This is a genomic window from Jeongeupia naejangsanensis, assembly GCF_016865585.1.
GTDB lineage: Bacteria > Pseudomonadota > Gammaproteobacteria > Burkholderiales > Chitinibacteraceae > Jeongeupia > Jeongeupia naejangsanensis.
Genome location: NZ_JAESND010000002.1, coordinates 118,174 through 137,921, shown reverse-complemented (window position 1 = coordinate 137,921; position 19,748 = coordinate 118,174). Strand labels below are relative to the sequence as shown.

Genomic DNA, 19,748 nt, shown 5'->3' with positions numbered 1-19,748 from the left:
ATGAAAACCGCCGAGATTCGCCAGAAGTTCCTCGACTTCTTCGCCAGCAAGCACCACCAGGTCGTCGCCTCCAGCCCGCTGGTCCCGAACAACGACCCGACCATCATGTTCACCGTGGCGGGCATGGTGCAGTTCAAGGACTGCTTCCTCGGCTTCGACAAGCGCGCCTATACCCGCGCCACGACCAGCCAGAAATGCCTGCGTGCCGGCGGCAAGCACAACGACCTCGAAAACGTCGGCTACACCGCGCGCCACCATACCTTTTTCGAAATGCTGGGCAACTTCAGCTTCGGCGACTACTTCAAGCACGACGCGATCACCTTTGCCTGGGAATTCCTGACCAGCCCGCAATGGCTGAATCTGCCGAAAGACAAGCTGATGGTCACCGTCTACGCTAGCGACGACGAAGCCTTCGACATCTGGAACAAGACCGTCGGCGTACCGGCCGAGAAGATCGTCCGCATCGGCGACAACAAGGGCGCGCCGTACGCGTCGGACAACTTCTGGACCATGGGCGACACCGGCCCCTGCGGCCCGTGTACCGAGATCTTCTACGACCACGGCCCGTCGGTCGCCGGCGGCCCGCCGGGATCGCCGGACGAAGACGGCGACCGCTACATGGAGATCTGGAACAACGTCTTCATGCAGTTCAACCGTGACGAAACCGGCACGCTGCACCCGCTGCCGAAGCCTTCGGTCGACACCGGCATGGGCCTCGAGCGCCTGTCGACGGTGCTTCAGGGCGTGAAGTCCAACTACGAGACCGACATCCTCGCCGACCTCGTCCGCGCTGCTGCACGCGAAACCGGCGTTGCCTACAGCCAGGACGTACCGTCGCTGAAGGTCATTGCAGACCACATCCGCGCCTGCGCCTTCCTCGTGGCCGACGGCGTGCTGCCGAGCAACGAAGGCCGCGGCTACGTGCTGCGCCGCATCGTCCGTCGCGCCGTGCGCCACGGTTACAAGCTCGGCCAGAAGAACGTGTTCTTCCACAAGCTGGTCGACGACCTCGCCCGCGTGATGGGTGACGCCTACCCGCAATTGCGCGAAGGCCAGGCGAAGGTCGAGGACGCACTGCGTGCCGAGGAAGAACAGTTCGCCCGCACGCTCGATATCGGCATGGCGCTGCTGGAAAAGTCGCTCGAAGGCGGCAAGACCGTGCTCGACGGCAAGACCGCGTTCACGCTGCACAGCACCTACGGCTTCCCGATCGACCTGACCGCCGACATCTGCCGCGAACGCAATCTCGAACTCGACATGGCCGGCTACGAGCGTGAACTGAAGGAAGAACAGGAGCGCGGCCGCGCCGCCGGCAGCTTCAAGATGACCGCCGGCCTCGCCTACGACGGCAACGCGTCGACCTTCCACGGCTACACCGAAGTCAGCACCGAAGCGACGGTGATCGCACTCTACAAGGGCAGCGAGCAGGTCCAGCAGCTCGACGCCGGCGATGACGGCGTCGTCGTGCTCGACAACACGCCGTTCTACGCCGAATCGGGCGGTCAGGCCGGCGACGTAGGCGAGATCTCGGTCGCTGGCGGCCTGAATGCGCTGTTCGACGTGACCGACACCCAGAAGGTCAAGGCCGACGTGTTCGGCCATCAGGGCAAGCTCGCGCGCGGCAGCCTCAAGGTCGGCGACAGCGTCACCGCCACCATCGACCTGCACAAGCGCCACGCGACCCAGCGCAACCACAGCGCCACCCACCTGCTGCACGCCGCGCTGCGCGATGTGCTCGGCCCCCATGTCGAACAGAAGGGTTCGCTGGTCACGTTCGAGCGCACCCGCTTCGACTTCAGCCACCCGAAGGCGCTGACCGCCGAGGAAATCGCCAAGATCGAAGCGCTGGTCAACCACGTCGTGATGGCCAACCATGCGGTCGACGTCGGCCTGATGAGCTACGACGACGCGATCAAGGCCGGCGCCATGGCGCTGTTCGGCGAGAAGTACGGCGACGAAGTGCGCGTGCTGAAGATGGGCGAATTTTCGACCGAACTGTGCGGCGGTACCCACGTCCATCGCACCGGTGACATCGGCTTCTTCAAGATCGTCGCCGAATCGGGCGTCGCCGCCGGCATCCGCCGCGTCGAAGCCGTCACCGGCGAAGGCGCACTGGCCACGGTGCAGGCGCTTGAATCCGAACTGAAGGCCGCCACCGGCGTGGCCGGCGCGCAGCCGGGCGAACTGGTCAACAAGCTCGAGAAGCTGCAGGCCGAACTGAAGGCCGCGCAGAAGGAAGCGCAGCAGCTCAAGAGCCAGATGGCGTTCGGCCAGCTTGACCAGCTGGTCGGCCTGGGCATGCTGACGATCAAGGACGTCAAGGTCGTCGTGTCCAACGTCGACGGCGTCGATGGCGGCACGCTGCGCGAGATGAGCGACAAGCTGATGGATCGCATCGGCTCCGGCATTGCGGTGCTGGCCAGCGCGTACGACGGCAAGGTCAGCATCATCGCCCGCGTCTCCAAGGATCTGACCGGCAAGGTCAAGGCCGGCGAGATCGCCAACCATGTCGCATCGCAAGTCGGCGGCAAGGGTGGCGGCCGGCCGGACATGGCGCAGGCCGGCGGCACCCAGCCGGAAAACCTGCCCGACGCACTGAAGAGCGTCGGCGCCTGGGTTGACGCCAAGCTCTGATCATCGCACGACGCGAAACAACGGCTGGTCACCCCGCGTGCCAGCCGTTTTTACATCGAGAGAACACATGACACCCCGCCCGCCGCTGCAAACCGGCCGCTACCGCCACTACAAGAACCTGAACTACGAAGTGATCGACGTCGTCCGGCATTCGGAAACCACCGAGTGGATGGTGCTGTACCGTGCCCAGTACGGTGACTTCGGCCTGTGGGTACGGCCGTACGCGATGTTTTTCGAACAAGTCGTGGTCAACGGCGAATCGGTACCGCGCTTTGCCTGGGTCGGCCCGGTCGAATGACATCTCGCCGGTCCGATCCGCAGGAAGCCCCGCTCAGTCTTGAAGACCGGGGCGTTTATGCGCTCATCGGCTGCTTTTTCGGCACCGTGTACGGTCTGTTTTTTGCCTTCCTGCTCGTCTGGCTGGTTGACAGCATCACGCCCCTGACCACCACCGTGACAGTCTCGGCGCTGATGTTTGCCGTTCTGGGCTTTTGCCGTGGCCCGCTGATCGCCGATCTGATCGCAGCGCTGGCGTGGTTCTGCTACGGCGTACTCCATGCCTTTGCCGACTGGAATCCGCCAACACCACTTGGCGATACTGCGCGACTGATGCGCACGCTTTTCTGGTTCGGCGTCGCCACCGGCGTGCTGGTCTGGCTGGCCATCTAGCGCACAACAAAAAACCCCGCATTGCGGGGTTTTTTTTCAGAAACCATCAGTGCCGCTGCGCGCTACCCTGCTGAGTGCCATGCCCGGCGAACAGCTGTTCGACATCGACCAGATCGAAGTGGTAACCCTTGCCGCAGAACTCGCAAGTCACATCGACCGAGCCTTTTTCGGCCAGCACGTGATCGACTTCCTCGCGACCGACCATTTCGAGCATGCCGCCGACACGTTCACGCGAACAGGTGCAGGCAAAACGCGGGGTGGCCGGATCGAATACGCGGACCTGTTCTTCGTTGAACAGCCGGTACAGCACGTCGCGCACCGGCAGACCGAGCATTTCCTCGTCGGTAATCGTCTGCGCCAGCATCTGGATGCGTTCCCACGCGTCCGGATCGCCGTGTCCGGCCGGCATCTTCTGCACCATCAGACCGGCCGACAGGCCGTCGCCACACGCCAGCCACAGCCGGGTTTCGAGCTGCTCGGAGTGCTTCATGTAGTGCTCGATGATCTCGGCCACGCTCTGTTCCGGCTCGAGGCCGACGATGCCCTGATAGGCCTCGCCCTCGTCCGGATCGAGCGTCAGCATGAAGCGGCGATCGTTGCCCAGCAGCTCGGCCAGCGACACGTCGGGGAGGTCGCCTTCCCAGCGCGCCATCGCACGGATGGTGTTGTCACTGGTCACTTCGACCACCAGCAGTCGGACCGCACCGGTGCCGTGCAGCTGCATCACCAGCGTGCCTTCGAACTTCAGGGTGGCGGACAACAAGGTACCGGCAGCCATCAGTTCGCCGATGAAGCGCGCCAGTACCGGCGGGTAATCGTGACGGGCCAGCACTTCGCGGTAGCTGGCATCGAGCTTGACGATCTCGCCGCGCACCGGCGCATCGTCGAAAAGGAAACGTTCAAGCGTGTCTTGGGTCATGGTTCTCTGCCGGCCTCGGCCGGGTACTCTCGATGTAAGTCAATGAAGGGCCGGCAACATCCGGCACAACGATGCTGGCCGCACTACAGGCCGAGCAGGGTGCGGTCGATCTTCACCACCACCTTGCGGATCGGCATCGACTCGGCCACGCAGCGGCCGGGCCGGTGCAGCTCGCCCGGATAAAAAACGACAAAGTCGCCGGGCAGCAGATTGATGCGTTGTTCGTTCACTGGCGTTGCATAAAAGCCGATGTCGCGGCCTTCGAAAAAATCATCCAGCACCGGTAGCGCCGGATCAGGCGGGGCAATGCCGTAGCCTTCCTCGCCGCTCAGCAACAGCTGGATGTCGGCATAGCGGCGATGCGCCTCTGGGCGGCCAGCCTCGAAGGGCTGGGTGATCATTTCCTGGATCATGAAATACAGGCGATCGCCGTCGATTTCGTAGCGCCCCGCCGGCATGCCGGCCAGATCAAGCTGCGCGAGCGCATCGAGCGCACGATTCACCGCGTCAGGCAGCACCGCGCGCTGTTGGGGCCATTGGGTCAGCTTACCGATATACATATGTCGTTCCCGTGTCAGTCGTCATCCTGACCGAGATCGAGCAGATATTCGGTCATCGGCAGGCTGGAGCTGATATCGAAGGTGCAACCGACTTCGACCCCGATGCGGGCGATATCGAGTGCGCTCAGATCATCGCGGTCATACACCGCCTGCATCGCGCCCAGTGCATAGTCGTGGCCGCTGCCGATCGCCCAGAAGCGGGCGTATTCGTAGACTTCGCGCAGGCTGTAGACGCCGAAGATACCGTGCTTGTTGGCGATCAGCGCGGTCAGCTGGCTCGATTCGTAGGGATCGTCCTCTTCCTCGTCGGGCTTGAGGAAGAACTCCTCCTTGAGCTTCGGGTGCAGCTTGCGGAAGCTCTCGAAGATCGCCACGCGGCTGGAGAAATCCAGCGTCTTGGACTTTTTCAGCGCGGCCTGGATCACCAGATCGTGTGCGGCGCTGCCCGAAATCGAGAAATAGCTGCCGTGCGACTTGAAGATCTTGTTCCACTGCGCATCGAACCCCGCGCCCAGCGCGGTATCGCCAAACGTGGACTGGCTGTCGGCCGCAATCGCGACCTGATTGTTTTTTCTGACGACGACGACGGTGGTCATCGGGTTTCCTTGATCAATTGCACGAGTCGATCGAGACCGTGCGCAACGGTCTGGTGGCGCACTGCGGCACGATCACCATCGAACACGCAGCGTTCGGTGACGATGCCGGCCGGTGTCCCCAAGCCGAACCAGACGGTCCCGACCGGTTTGTCGGCGCTGCCGCCACCGGGACCGGCCACGCCCGACACCGCGATACCCCACTCGGCGCTCGCCGCGGCCATCGCCCCCTGCACCATCGCCGCGACCACCGGCTCGCTCACCGCGCCGAGGCCCTGGATGAAGGCCGGCGGCACGTCGAGCATGTCGACCTTGGCGCTGTTGCTGTAGGTGATGAAACCGCGGTTGAACCAGTTGCTCGAACCGGCGATGTCGGTGATCGCACCGGCGATCAGTCCACCAGTGCACGATTCGGCCGTGGTCACGCTCTGTCCACGCGCCAGCAGCAGCCGGCCCAGTTCGGCCGCCAGCGCTTCGGTATTCAACATGGGGGCGTTCATCGCATCCACAAGCTCAGTCGACCAGCAGCGGCGCGACAGGCGCCTTGAGGAAGTGCTCGCGGTAGAACTTGAGTTCGTCGATCGACTCGTAGATGTCGGCCAGCGCCTCGTGACGGGCCTTCTTCTTGAACTGGCGATGCACGTCCGGCTGCCAGCGCTTGCACAGCTCCTTCAGCGTCGAGACGTCGAGGTTGCGGTAGTGGAACCAGACTTCGAGCTTGGGCATCCAGCGCGCCATGAAGCGGCGGTCCTGACAGATCGAATTGCCGCACATCGGGCTGGTGCGTTGCGGCACATATTGCTGGATGAAGGCCAGCGCTTCGGCCTCGACCGCCTCGACGCTCAGCGTCGATGCCTTGATCCGGTCGATCAGGCCCGAGCGGCCGTGGGTCGACTTGTTCCAGTCATCCATCGCGTCGAGCACGCTGTCCGGCTGGTGCACCGCCCACGCCGGCGATTCGGCCACGGTGTTGAGCTGGCTGTCGGTGATCACGATCGCCAGTTCGATGATCTTGTCGTTCTGCGGATCAAGACCGGTCATTTCCATGTCCAGCCAGATCAGGTGGTTCTGATCGACCATAGCAAATCCTTTTTTTCAGTGGCTTGTGTAGGCCGGAGCGGCAGTCGCATCGCGTTCTCGCGCGTCGAGCTGCTTCAGGCCGGAATCTGACTCCGATTTTAGCATCGAAGCCCGTCCGGCCTTTTGCCGCGGGCATATTCACCGCCAGGATTTGCCGTTTTCTTCGCTTGCGCCCCGACCGTTCGGCAGGCGCCCGGTGACGCGGATTGATTTGCTGCGATGCAGCATTACACTGCAAAGCGGAGTGCCGCCCTGCCATGTGGCCTCTTGTCCCCCTTCCCCAGCGCACGCGCTGGGGATTTTTTTGGGCGCGCTACAGGCGTGGCGTCGGTCCGGTTCGTGGCATTGCGCCATCGGTGATCACCCGTCCACGCCCCGCCTGCAATCGGTTCAGCGCCCGAGTGTCGCCCCGCCATCGACGACGATGTCCTGCAGCGTCACATGGTTGGCGGCATCGGACAGCAGGAACAGCACGACACCGGCCACATCGTCCGGCGTGGCAATCTTTTTCAGCGGAATGCCGAGGCGGTAGCCGTCGAGCGAACCGGCAATCACGCGCGCCGGGCCGCTGTCGTCGGTCCACAGCTGGCGCTGCATCTCGGTATCGGTCGAGCCGGGCGAGACGATGTTGCAGCGGATGCCGAATTCGGCGAGCTCCAGACCCAGACAACGGGTGAACTGTGCCGACGCGGCCTTGGATGCGCAGTACGCGCCCATGAGCGTGCGCGGCGTCGCAGCGGCATTCGAGCCGACCGTAACGATAGCGCCATGCCCCCGCGCCTTCATCCGCCGCGCCACTGCCGTGCTCAGGTGGAAGACGCCGTGGGTGTTCACCGCAAATGTCGCCAGCCAGTCCGCCACGGGAGCGTCCAGCAGGCTCCCCATGCGCAGGATGCCGGCCACATTGGCCAGCGCACCGATCGGCCCGATCTCGGTTTCGATCTGCGCCACCGCGCGCTCGACCGCCGCTGCGTCGCAGACATCCAGTGCCAGCGGGGTAACCCCGCCCACGCCTGCATAGCGCCGCACCAGTGCATCGGCATTGACGTCGAGCGCGACCACCTGAACCTGCCGCGCCAGCAGCGCGTCGACCACCGCGGCGCCGATGCCCTGCGCCGCACCACTGACGACGGTGATTCCGGATTCGAATTTCATGCCCGACCTCAAAATGAAAATGATTCTCGACATTATCACCGTGGCGTGATCGGCCCGTTTCGATCGGCTCCGGATTTTCTTTGCCGGAACGATTTTCTCTGCCGCAACGCGAATTCGCTGCGAAAAGCACCGAATCGGAAGCTGGCAACACCCGCCACCGCGAGTAAGATCGCAGCATGATTTCCAGCCTTCCTTCCTTCACCCAGCTTCCAGATGGCGTGGTTCTGTCGGCGCAGCACTTCGACATCGACGACGCCACGCTGCAGCGCCTTGATCCCGAATTGCTGCCGGCGGCGCTCGCCAGTGCCGTGCTCAAACGCCGGATCGAGTTCCTCGCAGGCCGCCACTGCGCACGCACGACATTGCGGCAGGCCGGCTACGACGGCGATATGCCACTGGCAATCGGCGACAATCGGGCGCCGCAGTGGCCGGCAGGCTGGATCGGCGCCATCACCCACAGTCACGGCGCCGCACTCGCTGCGGTTGCCCCGGGCACGCTTTATGCGGGGCTGGGTATCGATATCGAGCCGTGGGTCGACGCCGCGCGTGCCGAACGGTTGTCGCCCCAGGTCGGGATCGATGCCGAATGGGCGCTGCGCCCCGCCAGTCTGGGTGTCGCCGAGTGGTTCACGGCAGTGTTCTCGATGAAGGAGAGTCTGTTCAAGGCTTTGTACCCGCAAGTACGCCGCTATTTCGGCTTCCACGATGCCGAAATCGTCGCCGCCAGCGTAGACACTGCAACGCTGCGCCTGACGACGACACTGTCGGACGCCTGCCCGCAAGGCGCCGAATATGCGCTGCGGCTGGCACGCAGTGATGGCTTCGTGCTTTCACTGTGTGCCGTTCCGGCCAGTGATCACCGCTGATCCCGCTACATTGATGAATACCGCACCGCCCCCAACCCGGATGACCGCATGACGCTGACCGCCCAGATCGCCCTCTTCCTTGCCGCCGCCGTTGCACTGGTCCCGCTGTTCCGGCTTTCGGGTCTTGGCGCCGTCCTCGGCTACATGACCGCCGGCGTACTGATCGGGCCATGGGGGCTCGGTCTCGTCAGCCAGGTCGACAGCATCCTGCACTTTGCCGAACTCGGCGTGGTGCTGCTGCTGTTCATCATCGGCCTAGAGCTGCAGCCCAGCCGGCTGTGGGTACTGCGCCGCTCGGTCTTCGGCCTCGGCGGTGCACAAGTGCTGCTGACCGGTGCCCTGCTTGCCGGCGCCGCACTGGTCTTCGGGCTGACGGTGCAATCGGCCATCGTCGCCGGCTTCGGGCTGGCGCTCTCCTCCACAGCCTTCGTGCTGCAGATGCTGGCCGAGAAGAAGGAACTGACGACACGCTACGGCCGCGACGGTTTTGCGGTGCTGCTGTTCCAGGATCTGGCCGTCATCCCGTTTCTGGCGATCCTGCCGCTGCTCGGCGTGGCGGCGGTCAAGAGCTCCGAGCCCGGCTGGCTGGGCGCGCTGCGGGTCACCGGCGTCGTCGGCGGCGTCATCATCGGTGGCCGGCTGCTGCTGCGGCCTGCGCTGCGGCTGATCGCCCGCTCGGGAAATCCGGAGGTCTTCACCGCGGCAACGCTGCTGGTCGCACTCGGCACCGCCATCCTGATGGAGCACGCCGGGTTGTCGATGTCGCTCGGTGCCTTTCTTGCCGGCGTGCTGCTCGCCGACTCTGAATACCGCCACGAACTCGAAGCCAATATCGAACCGTTCAAGGGCCTGCTGCTCGGGCTGTTCTTCATCGCAGTCGGCATGTCGACCAATCTGGGCCTGCTCGGCACCGACTTCCTGCTCATCGTCGGGCTGATCACCGGGCTGGTCGCGGTCAAGTTCGCCGTGCTCTACCTGATCGGCCGGATCACCAAGGCCGGCGACAATCAGGCGCGGCGTCTCGGCATCGCGCTGGCACAGGGCGGCGAGTTCGCCTTCGTGCTGTTCAACCTCGCGGTACAACAAAAGGTGATGAACCAGCCGCTCGCCGATCTGCTGGTCATCGTCGTCACGCTGTCGATGGTCGCCACGCCGCTGCTGGTGCTGGTGCACGAGCGCTGGCTGGCGCCCAAGCTCGACCGCAAGCCCAAGCGCGAATTCGACACCATCGCCCCCGAACACGCGACGCCGGTGATCATCGCCGGCTTCGGCCGCTTCGGCCAGATCGTCGGCCGGGTGCTGAGGCTGAAGAAAATCGGCTTTACCGCGCTCGAAGTCAGCGCCGATCAGGTCGACTTCGTCCGGCGTTTCGGCAACAAGGTGTTCTATGGCGATGCCTCGCGACTCGACCTGCTGCGCGCCGCGCGTGCCGACGAAGCCAAGGTCTTCGTACTGGCGATCGACAATATCGAGGCCTCGCTAAAGACCGCGCAGATGGTGCGCGAACACTTTCCGGACCTGAAAATCTACGCCCGCGCGCGCAACCGTTTCCATGCCTACCGGCTGATGGACCTCGGCGTGACCGCGCTGCAGCGTGAAACCTTCCTCGACAGCCTCGAACTCGCCGGTCAGGTGCTGACCGGACTGGGACTGAGCGATGCGCGACGCGATCGCACGCTGGCGTTGTTCCGCGCCAACGACGAATCGTTGCTGCAGCGTCAGCACGCGGTGTCGCATGACGAACAGCAGATGATCCAGGCGACGAAGGACGCGATGCGCGAACTCGAAAGCCTGTTCGAGTCCGACAGCAGCGCCGTGGACAAGGAGGACAACGCGTGAACGACGAAAGGGAAAACCGCTGGTTGCTGTGGCTGGTGGCCATCGGCTTCTTCATGCAGACGCTCGACTCGACCATCGTCAACACCGCGCTGCCGTCGATGGCGGCCAACCTCGGCGAAAGCCCGCTACGGATGCAGTCGGTGGTGATCAGCTACATGCTCACCGTCGCCCTGCTGATGCCGGCGTCGGGCTGGCTGGCCGACCGCTTCGGCACCAAACGCGTCTATCTGGCGGCGATCATCCTGTTCACGATCGGCTCGTTCGCGTGTGCACAGGCCCATGCACTGTGGCAGCTGGTCATCGCCCGGGTCATTCAGGGTGTCGGTGGCGCCATGCTGTTGCCGATCGGCCGGCTGGCGGTGCTGCGCGCCTTTCCTCGCGCGCAGTTCCTCGCGGCGATGAGCTTCGTCACCATCCCGGGGCTGATCGGTCCGCTGATCGGCCCGACGCTGGGGGGCTGGCTGGTCGTCTACGCCTCGTGGCACTGGATCTTCCTGATCAACATTCCGATCGGCATCCTCGGCGCTATTGCGACGGCCCGCTTCATGCCGGCCTTCTTCGGCACCGAGCAGCAGCGGTTCGACACCGCGGGCTACCTGCTGCTGGCGTTCGCGATGGTGACGATCTCGGTCTCGCTCGACGGCCTCGCCGAACTGGGTCTGAAAACGGTGGTGGTGACGCTGCTGCTGATCGCCGGGCTGGCAGCAATCTGCGTCTACGTGCTGCACGCCGGCCGGCACGACAAGCCACTGTTCAGCCTGACGCTGTTCCATGTCCGCACCTACACGATCGGCGTCTGGGGCAACCTGTTCGCGCGGATCGGCGCCGGCGCAGTGCCCTTCCTGATTCCGCTGATGCTGCAGGTCAGCCTCGGCTTCTCGCCGCTCGAAGCCGGGCTGATGATGCTGCCGACCGCCATCGCCGGCCTCGCGGCCAAGCGCTGGGTCACGCCGCTGATCCAGCGCTTCGGCTATCGGCGCGTACTGGTGTCGAACACCTTCCTGACCGGGCTGATGATCATGAGCTTCGCGCTGTTCTCGGCCAACGAACCGCTGTGGCTGCGCATCGTCCAGCTGGCACTGTTCGGCGGCGTCAACTCGATCCAGTTCACCGCGATGAACACCCTGGCGCTGAAGGATCTGGAAACCTCGCAGGCGTCGGAGGGCAACGGCTTGCTGTCGATGATCATGACGCTGTCGATGAGCCTCGGCGTCGCCGCTGCCGGTGCGATGCTCGGTGCTTTCAGCGACTACTTCGGGCATGCCGAAGCCGGCACGGCGCTGCAGGCCTTTCAGGTGACGTTCGCCTGCGTCGGTGTCATCACTGCGATCAGCGCGTGGATTTTCTGGCAGCTCGACCCGAACGACCGCGAGTGCAGCGAAGCTGGTCATGTCGAGCTGGAATGAACAACAGGAAAAATGTAAGCTTTAAGAAATAAATTATAGAGAAACGCATCATGCGGGTTGTACCGTGGGATTGGTCGGGTATTTTCCCTCGCAATCGCTGGGTCAACGCGGCGGTGCTCTGTCTGTGCCTGCCGGTACCCAGCCAGCTGTTCAAGCTGCACTTTGCCGGAGGCAACCGCTGGATCGTGCCCTTCTTCCATTTGGCCGCCATCCTCTTGGTCGGGGTGGCACTGCGCTGGTGCGAGGCGCGTTGCAACCATGCCAGCCAGCCCGTTCGCGACGCAGCGACCGCCGCGCTGCTGATGGCGTGCATGAGCAGCCTGATCCTGATGTTCACGCTCTGACGCCATTTCGATAAGGAAACCGGTTTGTCCACCTTCATCCTGCTGCTCGAACTCGCCGGCACGCTCGCGCTGATGGCCGCTGCGTACTACTACATGGTCTACAACCCCGGCGCGCAAAAGGCGTGGGAACGCCTGCCGACAGAGGCCGAATACCGCGCCCGCACCGGCCAAAACGGCGCACTCGCATGCAGCCATTGCGGCAATGCCGAGACGCTGGATGTCGGCCTGCTGCGCGTGACCGACTACCGCCGCCAGCATCTGTGCACCCGATGCAGAAACACGCTTTGGCGCAGCCGGATCTGAACAGGCTGCGAAATCGGCGCTGACCGACCGGATGTCACCATGAAAAACGCCGCCCTCGGGCGGCGTTGTCGTTTGCGGCCGGCGTGATCACGACACGACGTTGCGCGGTTCGCCTCGCAGGAAGGCGTCGACGTTGTCGATCAACTGGTCGGCCAGGCGCTGCATCGTCTCCGCGCCCGCCCATGCAATGTGCGGCGTGATGATCAGGTTGGGCAGGTCGACGTCGAGCAGCGGGTTGTCGTTGCGCGGCGGCTCCTCGATCAGCACGTCGAGTCCGGCGCCGCCGATGCGGCCGGCCTTGAGTGCGTCGAGCAGTGCCGCCTCGTCGATCAGCCCGCCACGGGCGGTGTTGATCAGCACCGCGTCCGGTTTCATCAGGCCGAGTTCACGCGCAGCGATCATGTTGCGGGTCCGCTCGTTCAGCGGGCAGTGCAAGCTGATGACGTCGGCCTGCGTGATCGCCTGATCGAACGGCACGTAACCGGGGCGCAGGCTGGTGGCCTCTTTCTTCTCGGCAAAGATCACGTGCATGCCGAGCGCGCGCGCCAGCTTGCCGAGCGCCTGACCGAGCGCACCGCTGCCGACGATGGTCAGCGTGCCGCCGGCCAGATCGTGCAACGGTGCACCGAAATGGCAGAAACCCGGTGCGCGCTGCCATGCGCCACCGGCCAGATCGCGCCGGTACGACAGCAGCTGGCGTTTCAGCGCCAGCATCAGCATCAGCGCGTGTTCCGGCACGCCGGCTGTCGCGTAATCGCGGATGTTCGATACGACGATGCCGCGGTCCCGACAGGCGGCCAGATCCACGATGTTGTAACCGGTCGCCGCGACGGCGATGCACTTGAGCTCCGGCGCACCGTAGATCAGCTCGGCGGTCAGCGGCACCTTGTTGCTGATCGCCACCGTCGCCGTCCTCAAACGCTCCCTCGCCTCCTCGACGCCGGATTGGGCATATTCGACCCAGCGGTGCGGCGCCTCGGGCCGGCGCACCGTTGCGGGCAGGGTTTCGCGATCGAGGAAGACGATTTCGGGGCTCATGATGGCTCTCCGGGCAAGGGGTTGAAATGGCCTGCTGCGAATTCGACCAGCGCCGCGCCGATTTGCTCCGCAACCGGTGATTGTTTTGTCCAGTGGTGCCAGAAAAGCGGCACCGTCAGTGTGGTTGCGCCCAGTCCGACCAGACGGCCGGCACGCAAGGCCGCGGCCGCCTGTGCCTTCGGCACCACCGCATAGGCGATGCCGGCGAGCGCGGCGGCGTAGAGCGCGTTCGACTCGGGGATCACGTGTGCCGGATAGCTGCCTTCGGCCAGACCATGCGCTTCACGCAACCAGCGCCGGTGCAGGCTGTCGCGATGGGCGAACACCGCCGCCGGCGCAGCGGCCAGCGCAGCGGCGTTCAGGCCGGCCTTGAAGTAGCGTTCGGCAAAATCGGGCGTCGCGACCGGCAAATAGTCGAGGCCACCGAGAGGACGCACCGCGCAACCGGGCACCGGTGCCGACTCGCTGGCGATGCAGCCGACGACGGCGCCGCGCCGCAACGATTCGAGCGTGTACGCCTCGTCGTCGATCACGCAGTCGAGCAGGATGTGCTGCGCCGCCAGCGCCGGCGCCAGCGCGGCGATCAGGCCGACGGCAAGGCTGTCGGCGTTGACGCCGATCGCGACGCTGCGCCAGGCGTCGGCCGCGCCGGCGTCGCGCGCCAGTTCGGCCTCGAGCTGCTGCACCCGCCGCACGTGCGCCAGCAACCGTTCGCCCTCGGGTGTCGGCGCGACCGGATCACGCGACAGCAGCACGCAGCCGTGTTTTTCCTCGAGCTGGCGGATCCGCTGCGACACCGCCGACTGGGTCAGGTGCAGCCGGCGCGCGGCACCGTCGAAGCTGCCGGCGCGGGCAACCATATCGAGCGCTTCGAGGAGCTTGTAGTCGAGCATTAGCGGCGCTGATCGGCAATTAGAAAAGAATGTTTTACCACGCCGCGCCGGGCTGGTTGAATACGCGGCGACAATCAATCCCGCAATCCATCCAGATTCCCGAAGAGATACCCCGATGAAACCGGTCAACGGCCCGCAGCTTGTTTCCCTCGCCCGCCAGTACGGCACCCCGCTCTGGACTTATGACGCGGCGGTGATCCGCGAACGCATCGCCCAGCTGCAGCAGTTCGACGTGATCCGTTTCGCACAGAAAGCCTGCTCGAACACGCACATCCTCAGGCTGATGCGTGCACAGGGCGTCAAGGTCGATTCGGTCTCGCTCGGCGAGATCGAGCGCGCGCTGGCCGCCGGTTACGACGCCAGGGGCGATCACCCGGGTATCGTCTTCACCGCCGATCTGCTCGACGAGGCGACGCTGGCCAAGGTCGTCGAACACGGCATCCCGGTCAACGCCGGCAGTCCGCAGATGCTGGAACAGCTCGGCCGCGTCAGCCCGGGTCACCGCGTCTGGCTGCGCATCAACCCGGGCTTCGGCCACGGCCACAGCCAGAAGACCAACACCGGCGGCGAAACCAGCAAGCACGGCATCTGGTTCGAACATCTGGCCGAAGCGTACGCGCTGATCGACCAGTACGGCCTCGATCTGGTCGGCCTGCACATGCACATCGGTTCGGGCGTCGATTACGAACACCTCGGCAACGTCTGCGGTGCAATGATCAAGGAAGTTAAGGCTTCGGGACGCGACCTGAAGGCGATCTCGGCCGGCGGCGGCCTGTCGATTCCGTACAAGGTCGATGGCGAGCGCATCGACACCGCCCACTACTTCAGCCTGTGGGACGCGGCACGCAAGGAAATCGAGGCGCATCTCGGCCACCCGGTCACGCTGGAAATCGAACCGGGCCGCTTCCTCGTTGCCGAATCGGGCAAGCTCGTTGCCGAAGTGCGCGCGATGAAGGACGTCGGCAGCAACCACTTCGTGTTCTGCGACGCCGGCTTCAACGACCTGATGCGCCCGGCCATGTATGGCAGCCACCACGAAGTGTCGTTGCTGGCCGCCGACGGAACGCCCAAGCAGGGTGGCGAACGCGCCAGCGTGATCGCCGGGCCGCTGTGCGAGTCGGGCGACGTGTTCACGCAGGGCGAAGGCGGCACGGTGATCCCGCGCGACCTGCCGGCAGCCGAGGTCGGCGACTGGATCGTCTTTCACGATGGTGGTGCCTACGGCGCCAGCATGTCGAGCAACTACAACACCCGGCCACTGATTCCCGAAGTCCTGATCGACGGCGGTGAAACCCGACTGATCCGCCGCCGCCAGACGGTGGCCGAGCTGCTCGCGCTCGAATCGGTGTGATTGAAAAGGGAATTTTGTAACAAAGGGTACATTTCCCGCTGCTGTTAAAATGCCAATGGCCTCGTGTTCCGGGGCCATTTTCATTCAGACAACAGGAGAGGCGATGCTCGCACTCGATACTTACGGCACGCTCGTTGCCGCCTCGCTCGTGCTGCTGTTCGGGCGCAAGATCGTCGCCGTCACCCCGCCGCTGCGCGCCTACAGCATCCCCGAGCCGGTGGCCGGCGGCCTGCTCGTGGCGCTCGGCCTGCTGCTCGCCCGCGTGACCGCCGACGTCCAGGTGCAGTTCGACACCAGCATCCAGACACCGCTGATGCTGGCCTTTTTCGCCAGTCTTGGCCTCGGTGCCGATCTGGCCAGTCTGAAAAAAGGCGGCAAGACCGTCGCGATCTTCCTGTTCGTCGTACTCGGACTGCTGCTGATGCAGAACGCCATCGGCATCGCCATTGCCAGCGCACTCGGCCTGAATCCGCTGATGGGCCTCCTGGCCGGTTCGATCACGCTGTCGGGCGGTCACGGCACCGGCGCGGCGTGGAGCAGCGTCTTCACGCAGACCTACGGACTCGAATCGGCGACCGAAGTCGCCATCGCCTGCGCCACCTTCGGTCTGGTCCTCGGCGGGCTGATCGGGGGTCCGGTTGCACGGCATCTGGTCAAGAAGGTCTCGCTGCCGACCGGCGAAGCCGCCGATACCTCGCATCCGATGGCGTTCGAGCAGCCGAAGGCGGTCCGTCTGATCACCGCGCAGGCCTTCATCGAAACGCTGGCGCTGATCGTTACCTGCCTCGCCGGAGGCCAGGCCATCGCAAGCTGGCTGAACGGCACCTGGCTGGAACTGCCGACCTTCGTCTGCGTGCTCTTCGTCGGCGTAGTGCTGCGCAACGGTCTCGGCAAGCTCGGCTGGTATCACGTGTTCGACCGCGCAGTGTCGGTCCTCGGCAATGTCAGCCTGTCGCTGTTCCTCGCCATGGCGCTGATGAGCCTGAAGCTGTGGGAACTGGCCTCGCTGGCCTTGCCGATGCTGCTCATCCTGACCGTGCAGACCCTGGCGATGGCGCTGTACGCGATGTTCGTCACCTTCCGCGTCATGGGCAGGAACTACGACGCAGCCGTCCTTGCCGCCGGCCATTGCGGCTTCGGCCTCGGCGCGACGCCGACGGCGATCGCCAACATGCAGGCGATCACCGACCGTTTCGGCCCGTCGCATCTCGCCTTCCTCGTCGTACCGATGGTCGGTGCATTCTTCATCGACATCACCAACGCGATCGTCATTAAACTGTTCCTGTTCCTGCCGATCTACGGATAACGCCATGGCCACCGCGCACGTCTACCTTGCCCCGGGTTTCGAAGAGGTCGAGTTCGTCAGCATCGTCGACGTGCTGCGTCGTGGCGGCGTCTTCGTCTCGACCATCGCGCTCGACGAAACGCTGGCCGTGGAGGGTGCGCACGGCATCGTCATCCAGGCCGACCTGCCGTTTTCAGCGGTCGATGGCGAACTGGCCGACGCCGTCATTTTGCCCGGCGGCGGCCCCGGTACGCAGGCACTGGCAGCCAGCACCGCACTTGCGGAACGGCTGCGCGCGCATCTGGTCGGCGGCCACCGCGTTGCCGCGGTCTGCGCGGCACCCACCGTCCTCGCGCGGGCCGGCATTCTCGATGGCAAGGCGGCCACCTGCTATCCGGGCTGCGAACCCGTCCTGACCGAGCACGGCGCCACGCTCAGCCACTATCCGGTCGTCACCGACGGACTGGTGACGACCTCCCGCGCCGCCGGCACCAGCGGCGTGTTCGCACTCGAACTGCTGCGCCTGCTGGTCGACGACGCCAAGGCCCGCGAAATCGGCCGGGCGATGTGCTACCTCTGAACCGCTACTGCTGGACCCGCAGCCCGTTGAAGATCATGCCGCGGTCGCGATTGCCCTCGAGGCCCACCGTGTACAGCGTCGTTCCCGCCGCATCCAGATAGGCGATGCCTTTCAGGTCGACACTGCCACCGCCGCCGATGCACCCGGTGCCGGTCAGCGTCAGCACCATGTCGTACAGGTTTGCGGTTGAACGGGGGCTGAATTTGCCCGAGAACGTACAGCTGGTGCTGGTGCCGACCACGGTGCCACTGGCGTTGATGCTGAACGACACGCTGTCCGACATCGTCCGTGTTGCGTAGTCCCCCTTGAACACCCCGGCCAGCTTGGCGAGACTCGGCGTTCCCTCGTACTGCGCCGAATAACTGGTGTTGAAAGTACCGCCGCCGGCGCCGTTCAGTGTCAGCGTCTTCTTGGTCTGGTAGCTGCCCGCCACCGATGGCTCGGTGCGGCTGTTGCCCAAGGCGTTCAGGTCAACCGTGCTCGCGGTGCTCAGGACACCGCTTGCAGCAGTGAACTTGCCCTGCAACACACCAGCCAAGGTGGCCGAGGTATTCGGCAGCGAGTACAGGAACCAGTAGGTGCCGTCGTCGAGCACGAAACCGGTGACCGTCCGGTTGCTGCTGGTCGATCCGACCCACATGCCCTCTGCCGCGCTGCGTGTGCCGGTTGCCGCTCCCGCTCCGCCGGACAGATCGGTACCGCCGGTTCCTCCCTGGGTGCCGGTACCGCCCGTGCCATCCGTGCCGGCCGCCGTACCGCCACCACTCGTGCCGGTGCCGTCACCACCACCGGATCCGGTGCTGCCACCGCCACCGCCTCCCCCACCGCCGCCCCCGCAGGACGCCAGCAGGAAACACACGACCAGCCACCGAAAACCTGATCCCGAGACACGTGATTTGCTCATCATCGCCACCCTTTGGGGTTGTATGCCTGCCTTACCAAGCTATACAAACCACCAAAGGGGACCCAAGCGAGCGTGCGGCCTTCCGTCGGATTCAGCGGAACTTGTCAGGATGCACTGGCCAGCTGATAAATGGTCTTGCCGCGCAGCTTGAACAGGTCGGCCGAGTGGTAGAGGTTTTCCGAGTGGCCCACGAACAGCAGCCCTTCGCGCTTCAGTAGCGGCGCGAAGCGTTGCAGGATGCGCGCCTGCGTCGGCTTGTCGAAATAGATCATCACGTTGCGGCAGAAGATCGCGTCGAACGGGCCGCGTACATGCCAGCTCGGAGCGATCAGGTTCAACTGGCGGAACGTCACCAGTGATTTCAGCTCGGAACGAATCTGATACTTGCCATCCGGCTGGCGGACGAAGAACCGCCGTACCCGCGCCGGATCGAGCTTTTCAACGTCGTCGGCGCTGTAGATGCCGGTACGTCCGGTTTCGAGCACGTTGGTATCGAGGTCGGTCGCGACGATCTGCACCGGCGGCGTCAGGGTGTCGAAGGCCTCGCAGGCGCTGATCGCCATGCTCCATGCCTCTTCGCCGGTACTGCTGGCCGAACACCACAGCTGCAGGGTACCGCTACGTTCGCGCTGTGCGCGCAGCTGGTCGATCAAAGCCGGAAAATGGTGGGCCTCGCGGAAAAACGACGTCAGATTGGTCGTCAGCGAATTGGTGAACAGCTCGAACTCGCGCGTGTCCCCCGACTCGATCCGGTGCAGGTAATCACCAAAGCTGCTGAGCCCTAGCGCACGCAGGCGCCGCGCCAGCCGGCCGTAGACCATGTCCTCCTTGCCCGGCGCCAGCGCGATGCCGGCGTAGTCGTAGATCATCTTGCGGATCTTGTCGAAATCCTGCGTGGAAAACGGAAACTCGCGGGACGGTGAAGTAAACATGGTGATCCTTGAATCCGGTGTTCAGTGACGGGCCAGATGCGTGGCCAGCCGTGATGCATAGTCGAGCGGCACAACCAGCTGGCGCTGCCCGGTCTCGGCCAGCAACAGGTTAAGCCGGCCCAGCCGATCGGCCAATACGGCCTTTTGCGCATCGTCGCTGATGTCGGCCAGCTGCAACGCCAGCTCGACCGCTTCCTTGTGCATCTCCAGCTCGGGCGGCAGGTAGCCGGCGTTCTTCAGCACGCGATAGGCAATGCGCTGGTGCTCGGGGACGAGCGGGTCGATGTCGTCGGGCAAGGGCTGGCCGGCACCGGGCAGGTTGTCGAGTTCGCCAGCATCGCGCGCCTGCGCAATCCGCCGTTCGGCCAGTTCGGTCAGAAACCACATGCCCGGTCCC

General features: G+C 64.6%; 22 protein-coding genes. 11 read left to right on the top strand and 11 right to left on the bottom strand.

All coding sequences use genetic code 11. The annotated features are described in order from the left end of the window. The 3 genes from alaS (at window position 1) to JMJ54_RS05800 (ending at window position 3,303) form a co-directional block, all read left to right on the top strand. Window positions 1-2,634: an alanine--tRNA ligase gene (gene alaS / locus JMJ54_RS05810; protein WP_203537009.1), complete on the top strand. Its 2,634-nt coding sequence runs from the start codon at window positions 1-3 to the stop codon at window positions 2,632-2,634. A 67-nt stretch (window positions 2,635-2,701) separates the two neighbouring features. Further along, window positions 2,702-2,932 (top strand): DUF1653 domain-containing protein, encoded by a 231-nt coding sequence (locus JMJ54_RS05805; RefSeq protein ID WP_203537008.1) that lies wholly within the window; start codon window positions 2,702-2,704, stop codon window positions 2,930-2,932. Further along, window positions 2,929-3,303, top strand: a complete 375-nt coding sequence (locus tag JMJ54_RS05800; RefSeq protein WP_203537007.1) for a hypothetical protein — start codon at window positions 2,929-2,931, stop codon at window positions 3,301-3,303. Before JMJ54_RS05805 ends, JMJ54_RS05800 begins: the two co-directional genes overlap by 4 nt. Window positions 3,304-3,349: 46 nt before the next feature. Here the strand turns inward: JMJ54_RS05800 and hslO are convergent, their stop codons facing one another. From hslO to JMJ54_RS05770, 6 genes are all read right to left on the bottom strand, one after another. Then, the gene (hslO, locus tag JMJ54_RS05795; RefSeq protein ID WP_203537006.1) at window positions 3,350-4,222 is read right to left on the bottom strand and encodes an Hsp33 family molecular chaperone HslO; all 873 of its coding nucleotides are present in this window, start codon (window positions 4,220-4,222) and stop codon (window positions 3,350-3,352) included. 83 nt (window positions 4,223-4,305) lie between these two features. Then, window positions 4,306-4,782: a NanQ anomerase/TabA/YiaL family protein gene (locus JMJ54_RS05790; RefSeq protein WP_203537005.1), complete on the bottom strand. Its 477-nt coding sequence runs from the start codon at window positions 4,780-4,782 to the stop codon at window positions 4,306-4,308. A gap of 14 nt (window positions 4,783-4,796) precedes the next feature. Then, a complete protein-coding gene (locus JMJ54_RS05785) occupies window positions 4,797-5,378 on the bottom strand; it encodes an MFS transporter (RefSeq protein WP_203537004.1) in 582 nt (193 codons plus the stop codon). After that, window positions 5,375-5,863, bottom strand: a complete 489-nt coding sequence (locus tag JMJ54_RS05780) for a CinA family protein (RefSeq protein ID WP_203537003.1) — start codon at window positions 5,861-5,863, stop codon at window positions 5,375-5,377. The genes JMJ54_RS05785 and JMJ54_RS05780 overlap by 4 nt, the downstream gene beginning before the upstream one ends. A 25-nt stretch (window positions 5,864-5,888) precedes the next feature. Beyond that, window positions 5,889-6,455, bottom strand: coding sequence for an oligoribonuclease (gene orn / locus JMJ54_RS05775; protein WP_203537002.1), 567 nt, complete (start codon window positions 6,453-6,455; stop codon window positions 5,889-5,891). A 390-nt stretch (window positions 6,456-6,845) separates the two neighbouring features. Beyond that, window positions 6,846-7,610, bottom strand: a complete 765-nt coding sequence (locus tag JMJ54_RS05770; protein WP_203537001.1) for a 2,3-dihydro-2,3-dihydroxybenzoate dehydrogenase — start codon at window positions 7,608-7,610, stop codon at window positions 6,846-6,848. Window positions 7,611-7,786: 176 nt separating this feature from the next. Between JMJ54_RS05770 and JMJ54_RS05765 the strand changes: the two genes are divergently transcribed. The 5 genes from JMJ54_RS05765 to JMJ54_RS05745 are packed head-to-tail and all read left to right on the top strand — an operon-like array spanning window position 7,787 to window position 12,368. Beyond that, window positions 7,787-8,476, top strand: coding sequence for a 4'-phosphopantetheinyl transferase family protein (locus tag JMJ54_RS05765; protein WP_203537000.1), 690 nt, complete (start codon window positions 7,787-7,789; stop codon window positions 8,474-8,476). A 48-nt stretch (window positions 8,477-8,524) separates the two neighbouring features. Next, window positions 8,525-10,315, top strand: a complete 1,791-nt coding sequence (locus JMJ54_RS05760) for a monovalent cation:proton antiporter-2 (CPA2) family protein (RefSeq protein WP_203536999.1) — start codon at window positions 8,525-8,527, stop codon at window positions 10,313-10,315. Continuing rightward, complete coding sequence (mdtD, locus tag JMJ54_RS05755) at window positions 10,312-11,721, top strand: multidrug transporter subunit MdtD (protein WP_203536998.1); 1,410 nt, start codon at window positions 10,312-10,314, stop codon at window positions 11,719-11,721. The genes JMJ54_RS05760 and mdtD overlap by 4 nt, the downstream gene beginning before the upstream one ends. Before the next feature lie 50 nt (window positions 11,722-11,771). Further along, a complete protein-coding gene (locus JMJ54_RS05750) occupies window positions 11,772-12,065 on the top strand; it encodes a hypothetical protein (protein ID WP_203536997.1) in 294 nt (97 codons plus the stop codon). 24 nt (window positions 12,066-12,089) lie between these two features. After that, complete coding sequence (locus JMJ54_RS05745) at window positions 12,090-12,368, top strand: hypothetical protein (protein ID WP_203536996.1); 279 nt, start codon at window positions 12,090-12,092, stop codon at window positions 12,366-12,368. 87 nt (window positions 12,369-12,455) lie between these two features. Here the strand turns inward: JMJ54_RS05745 and JMJ54_RS05740 are convergent, their stop codons facing one another. Further along, entirely contained in the window at window positions 12,456-13,406 is a 951-nt protein-coding gene (locus JMJ54_RS05740) for a D-2-hydroxyacid dehydrogenase (RefSeq protein WP_238999918.1), read from the bottom strand. Further along, window positions 13,403-14,299: an ArgP/LysG family DNA-binding transcriptional regulator gene (locus tag JMJ54_RS05735; protein ID WP_203536995.1), complete on the bottom strand. Its 897-nt coding sequence runs from the start codon at window positions 14,297-14,299 to the stop codon at window positions 13,403-13,405. The genes JMJ54_RS05740 and JMJ54_RS05735 overlap by 4 nt, the downstream gene beginning before the upstream one ends. 115 nt (window positions 14,300-14,414) lie before the next feature. Here JMJ54_RS05735 and lysA point away from each other — a divergent pair, with 115 nt between their 5' ends. From lysA to JMJ54_RS05720, 3 genes are all read left to right on the top strand, one after another. Beyond that, the gene (gene lysA / locus JMJ54_RS05730; RefSeq protein WP_203536994.1) at window positions 14,415-15,650 is read left to right on the top strand and encodes a diaminopimelate decarboxylase; all 1,236 of its coding nucleotides are present in this window, start codon (window positions 14,415-14,417) and stop codon (window positions 15,648-15,650) included. Window positions 15,651-15,753: 103 nt separating this feature from the next. Further along, entirely contained in the window at window positions 15,754-16,956 is a 1,203-nt protein-coding gene (gene gltS / locus JMJ54_RS05725; RefSeq protein ID WP_203536993.1) for a sodium/glutamate symporter, read from the top strand. A 4-nt stretch (window positions 16,957-16,960) separates the two neighbouring features. Then, window positions 16,961-17,515, top strand: coding sequence for a DJ-1 family glyoxalase III (locus tag JMJ54_RS05720; protein WP_203536992.1), 555 nt, complete (start codon window positions 16,961-16,963; stop codon window positions 17,513-17,515). Window positions 17,516-17,519: 4 nt separating this feature from the next. Here JMJ54_RS05720 and JMJ54_RS05715 read toward each other — a convergent pair whose 3' ends face one another. From JMJ54_RS05715 to JMJ54_RS05705, 3 genes are all read right to left on the bottom strand, one after another. Continuing rightward, window positions 17,520-18,374: a hypothetical protein gene (locus JMJ54_RS05715; RefSeq protein WP_203536991.1), complete on the bottom strand. Its 855-nt coding sequence runs from the start codon at window positions 18,372-18,374 to the stop codon at window positions 17,520-17,522. Between the two features lie 149 nt (window positions 18,375-18,523). Further along, window positions 18,524-19,351: a CheR family methyltransferase gene (locus tag JMJ54_RS05710; protein WP_203536990.1), complete on the bottom strand. Its 828-nt coding sequence runs from the start codon at window positions 19,349-19,351 to the stop codon at window positions 18,524-18,526. A 21-nt stretch (window positions 19,352-19,372) separates the two neighbouring features. Then, window positions 19,373-19,738, bottom strand: coding sequence for a DnaJ family domain-containing protein (locus JMJ54_RS05705; RefSeq protein ID WP_189458646.1), 366 nt, complete (start codon window positions 19,736-19,738; stop codon window positions 19,373-19,375). Window positions 19,739-19,748: the final 10 nt, after the last annotated feature.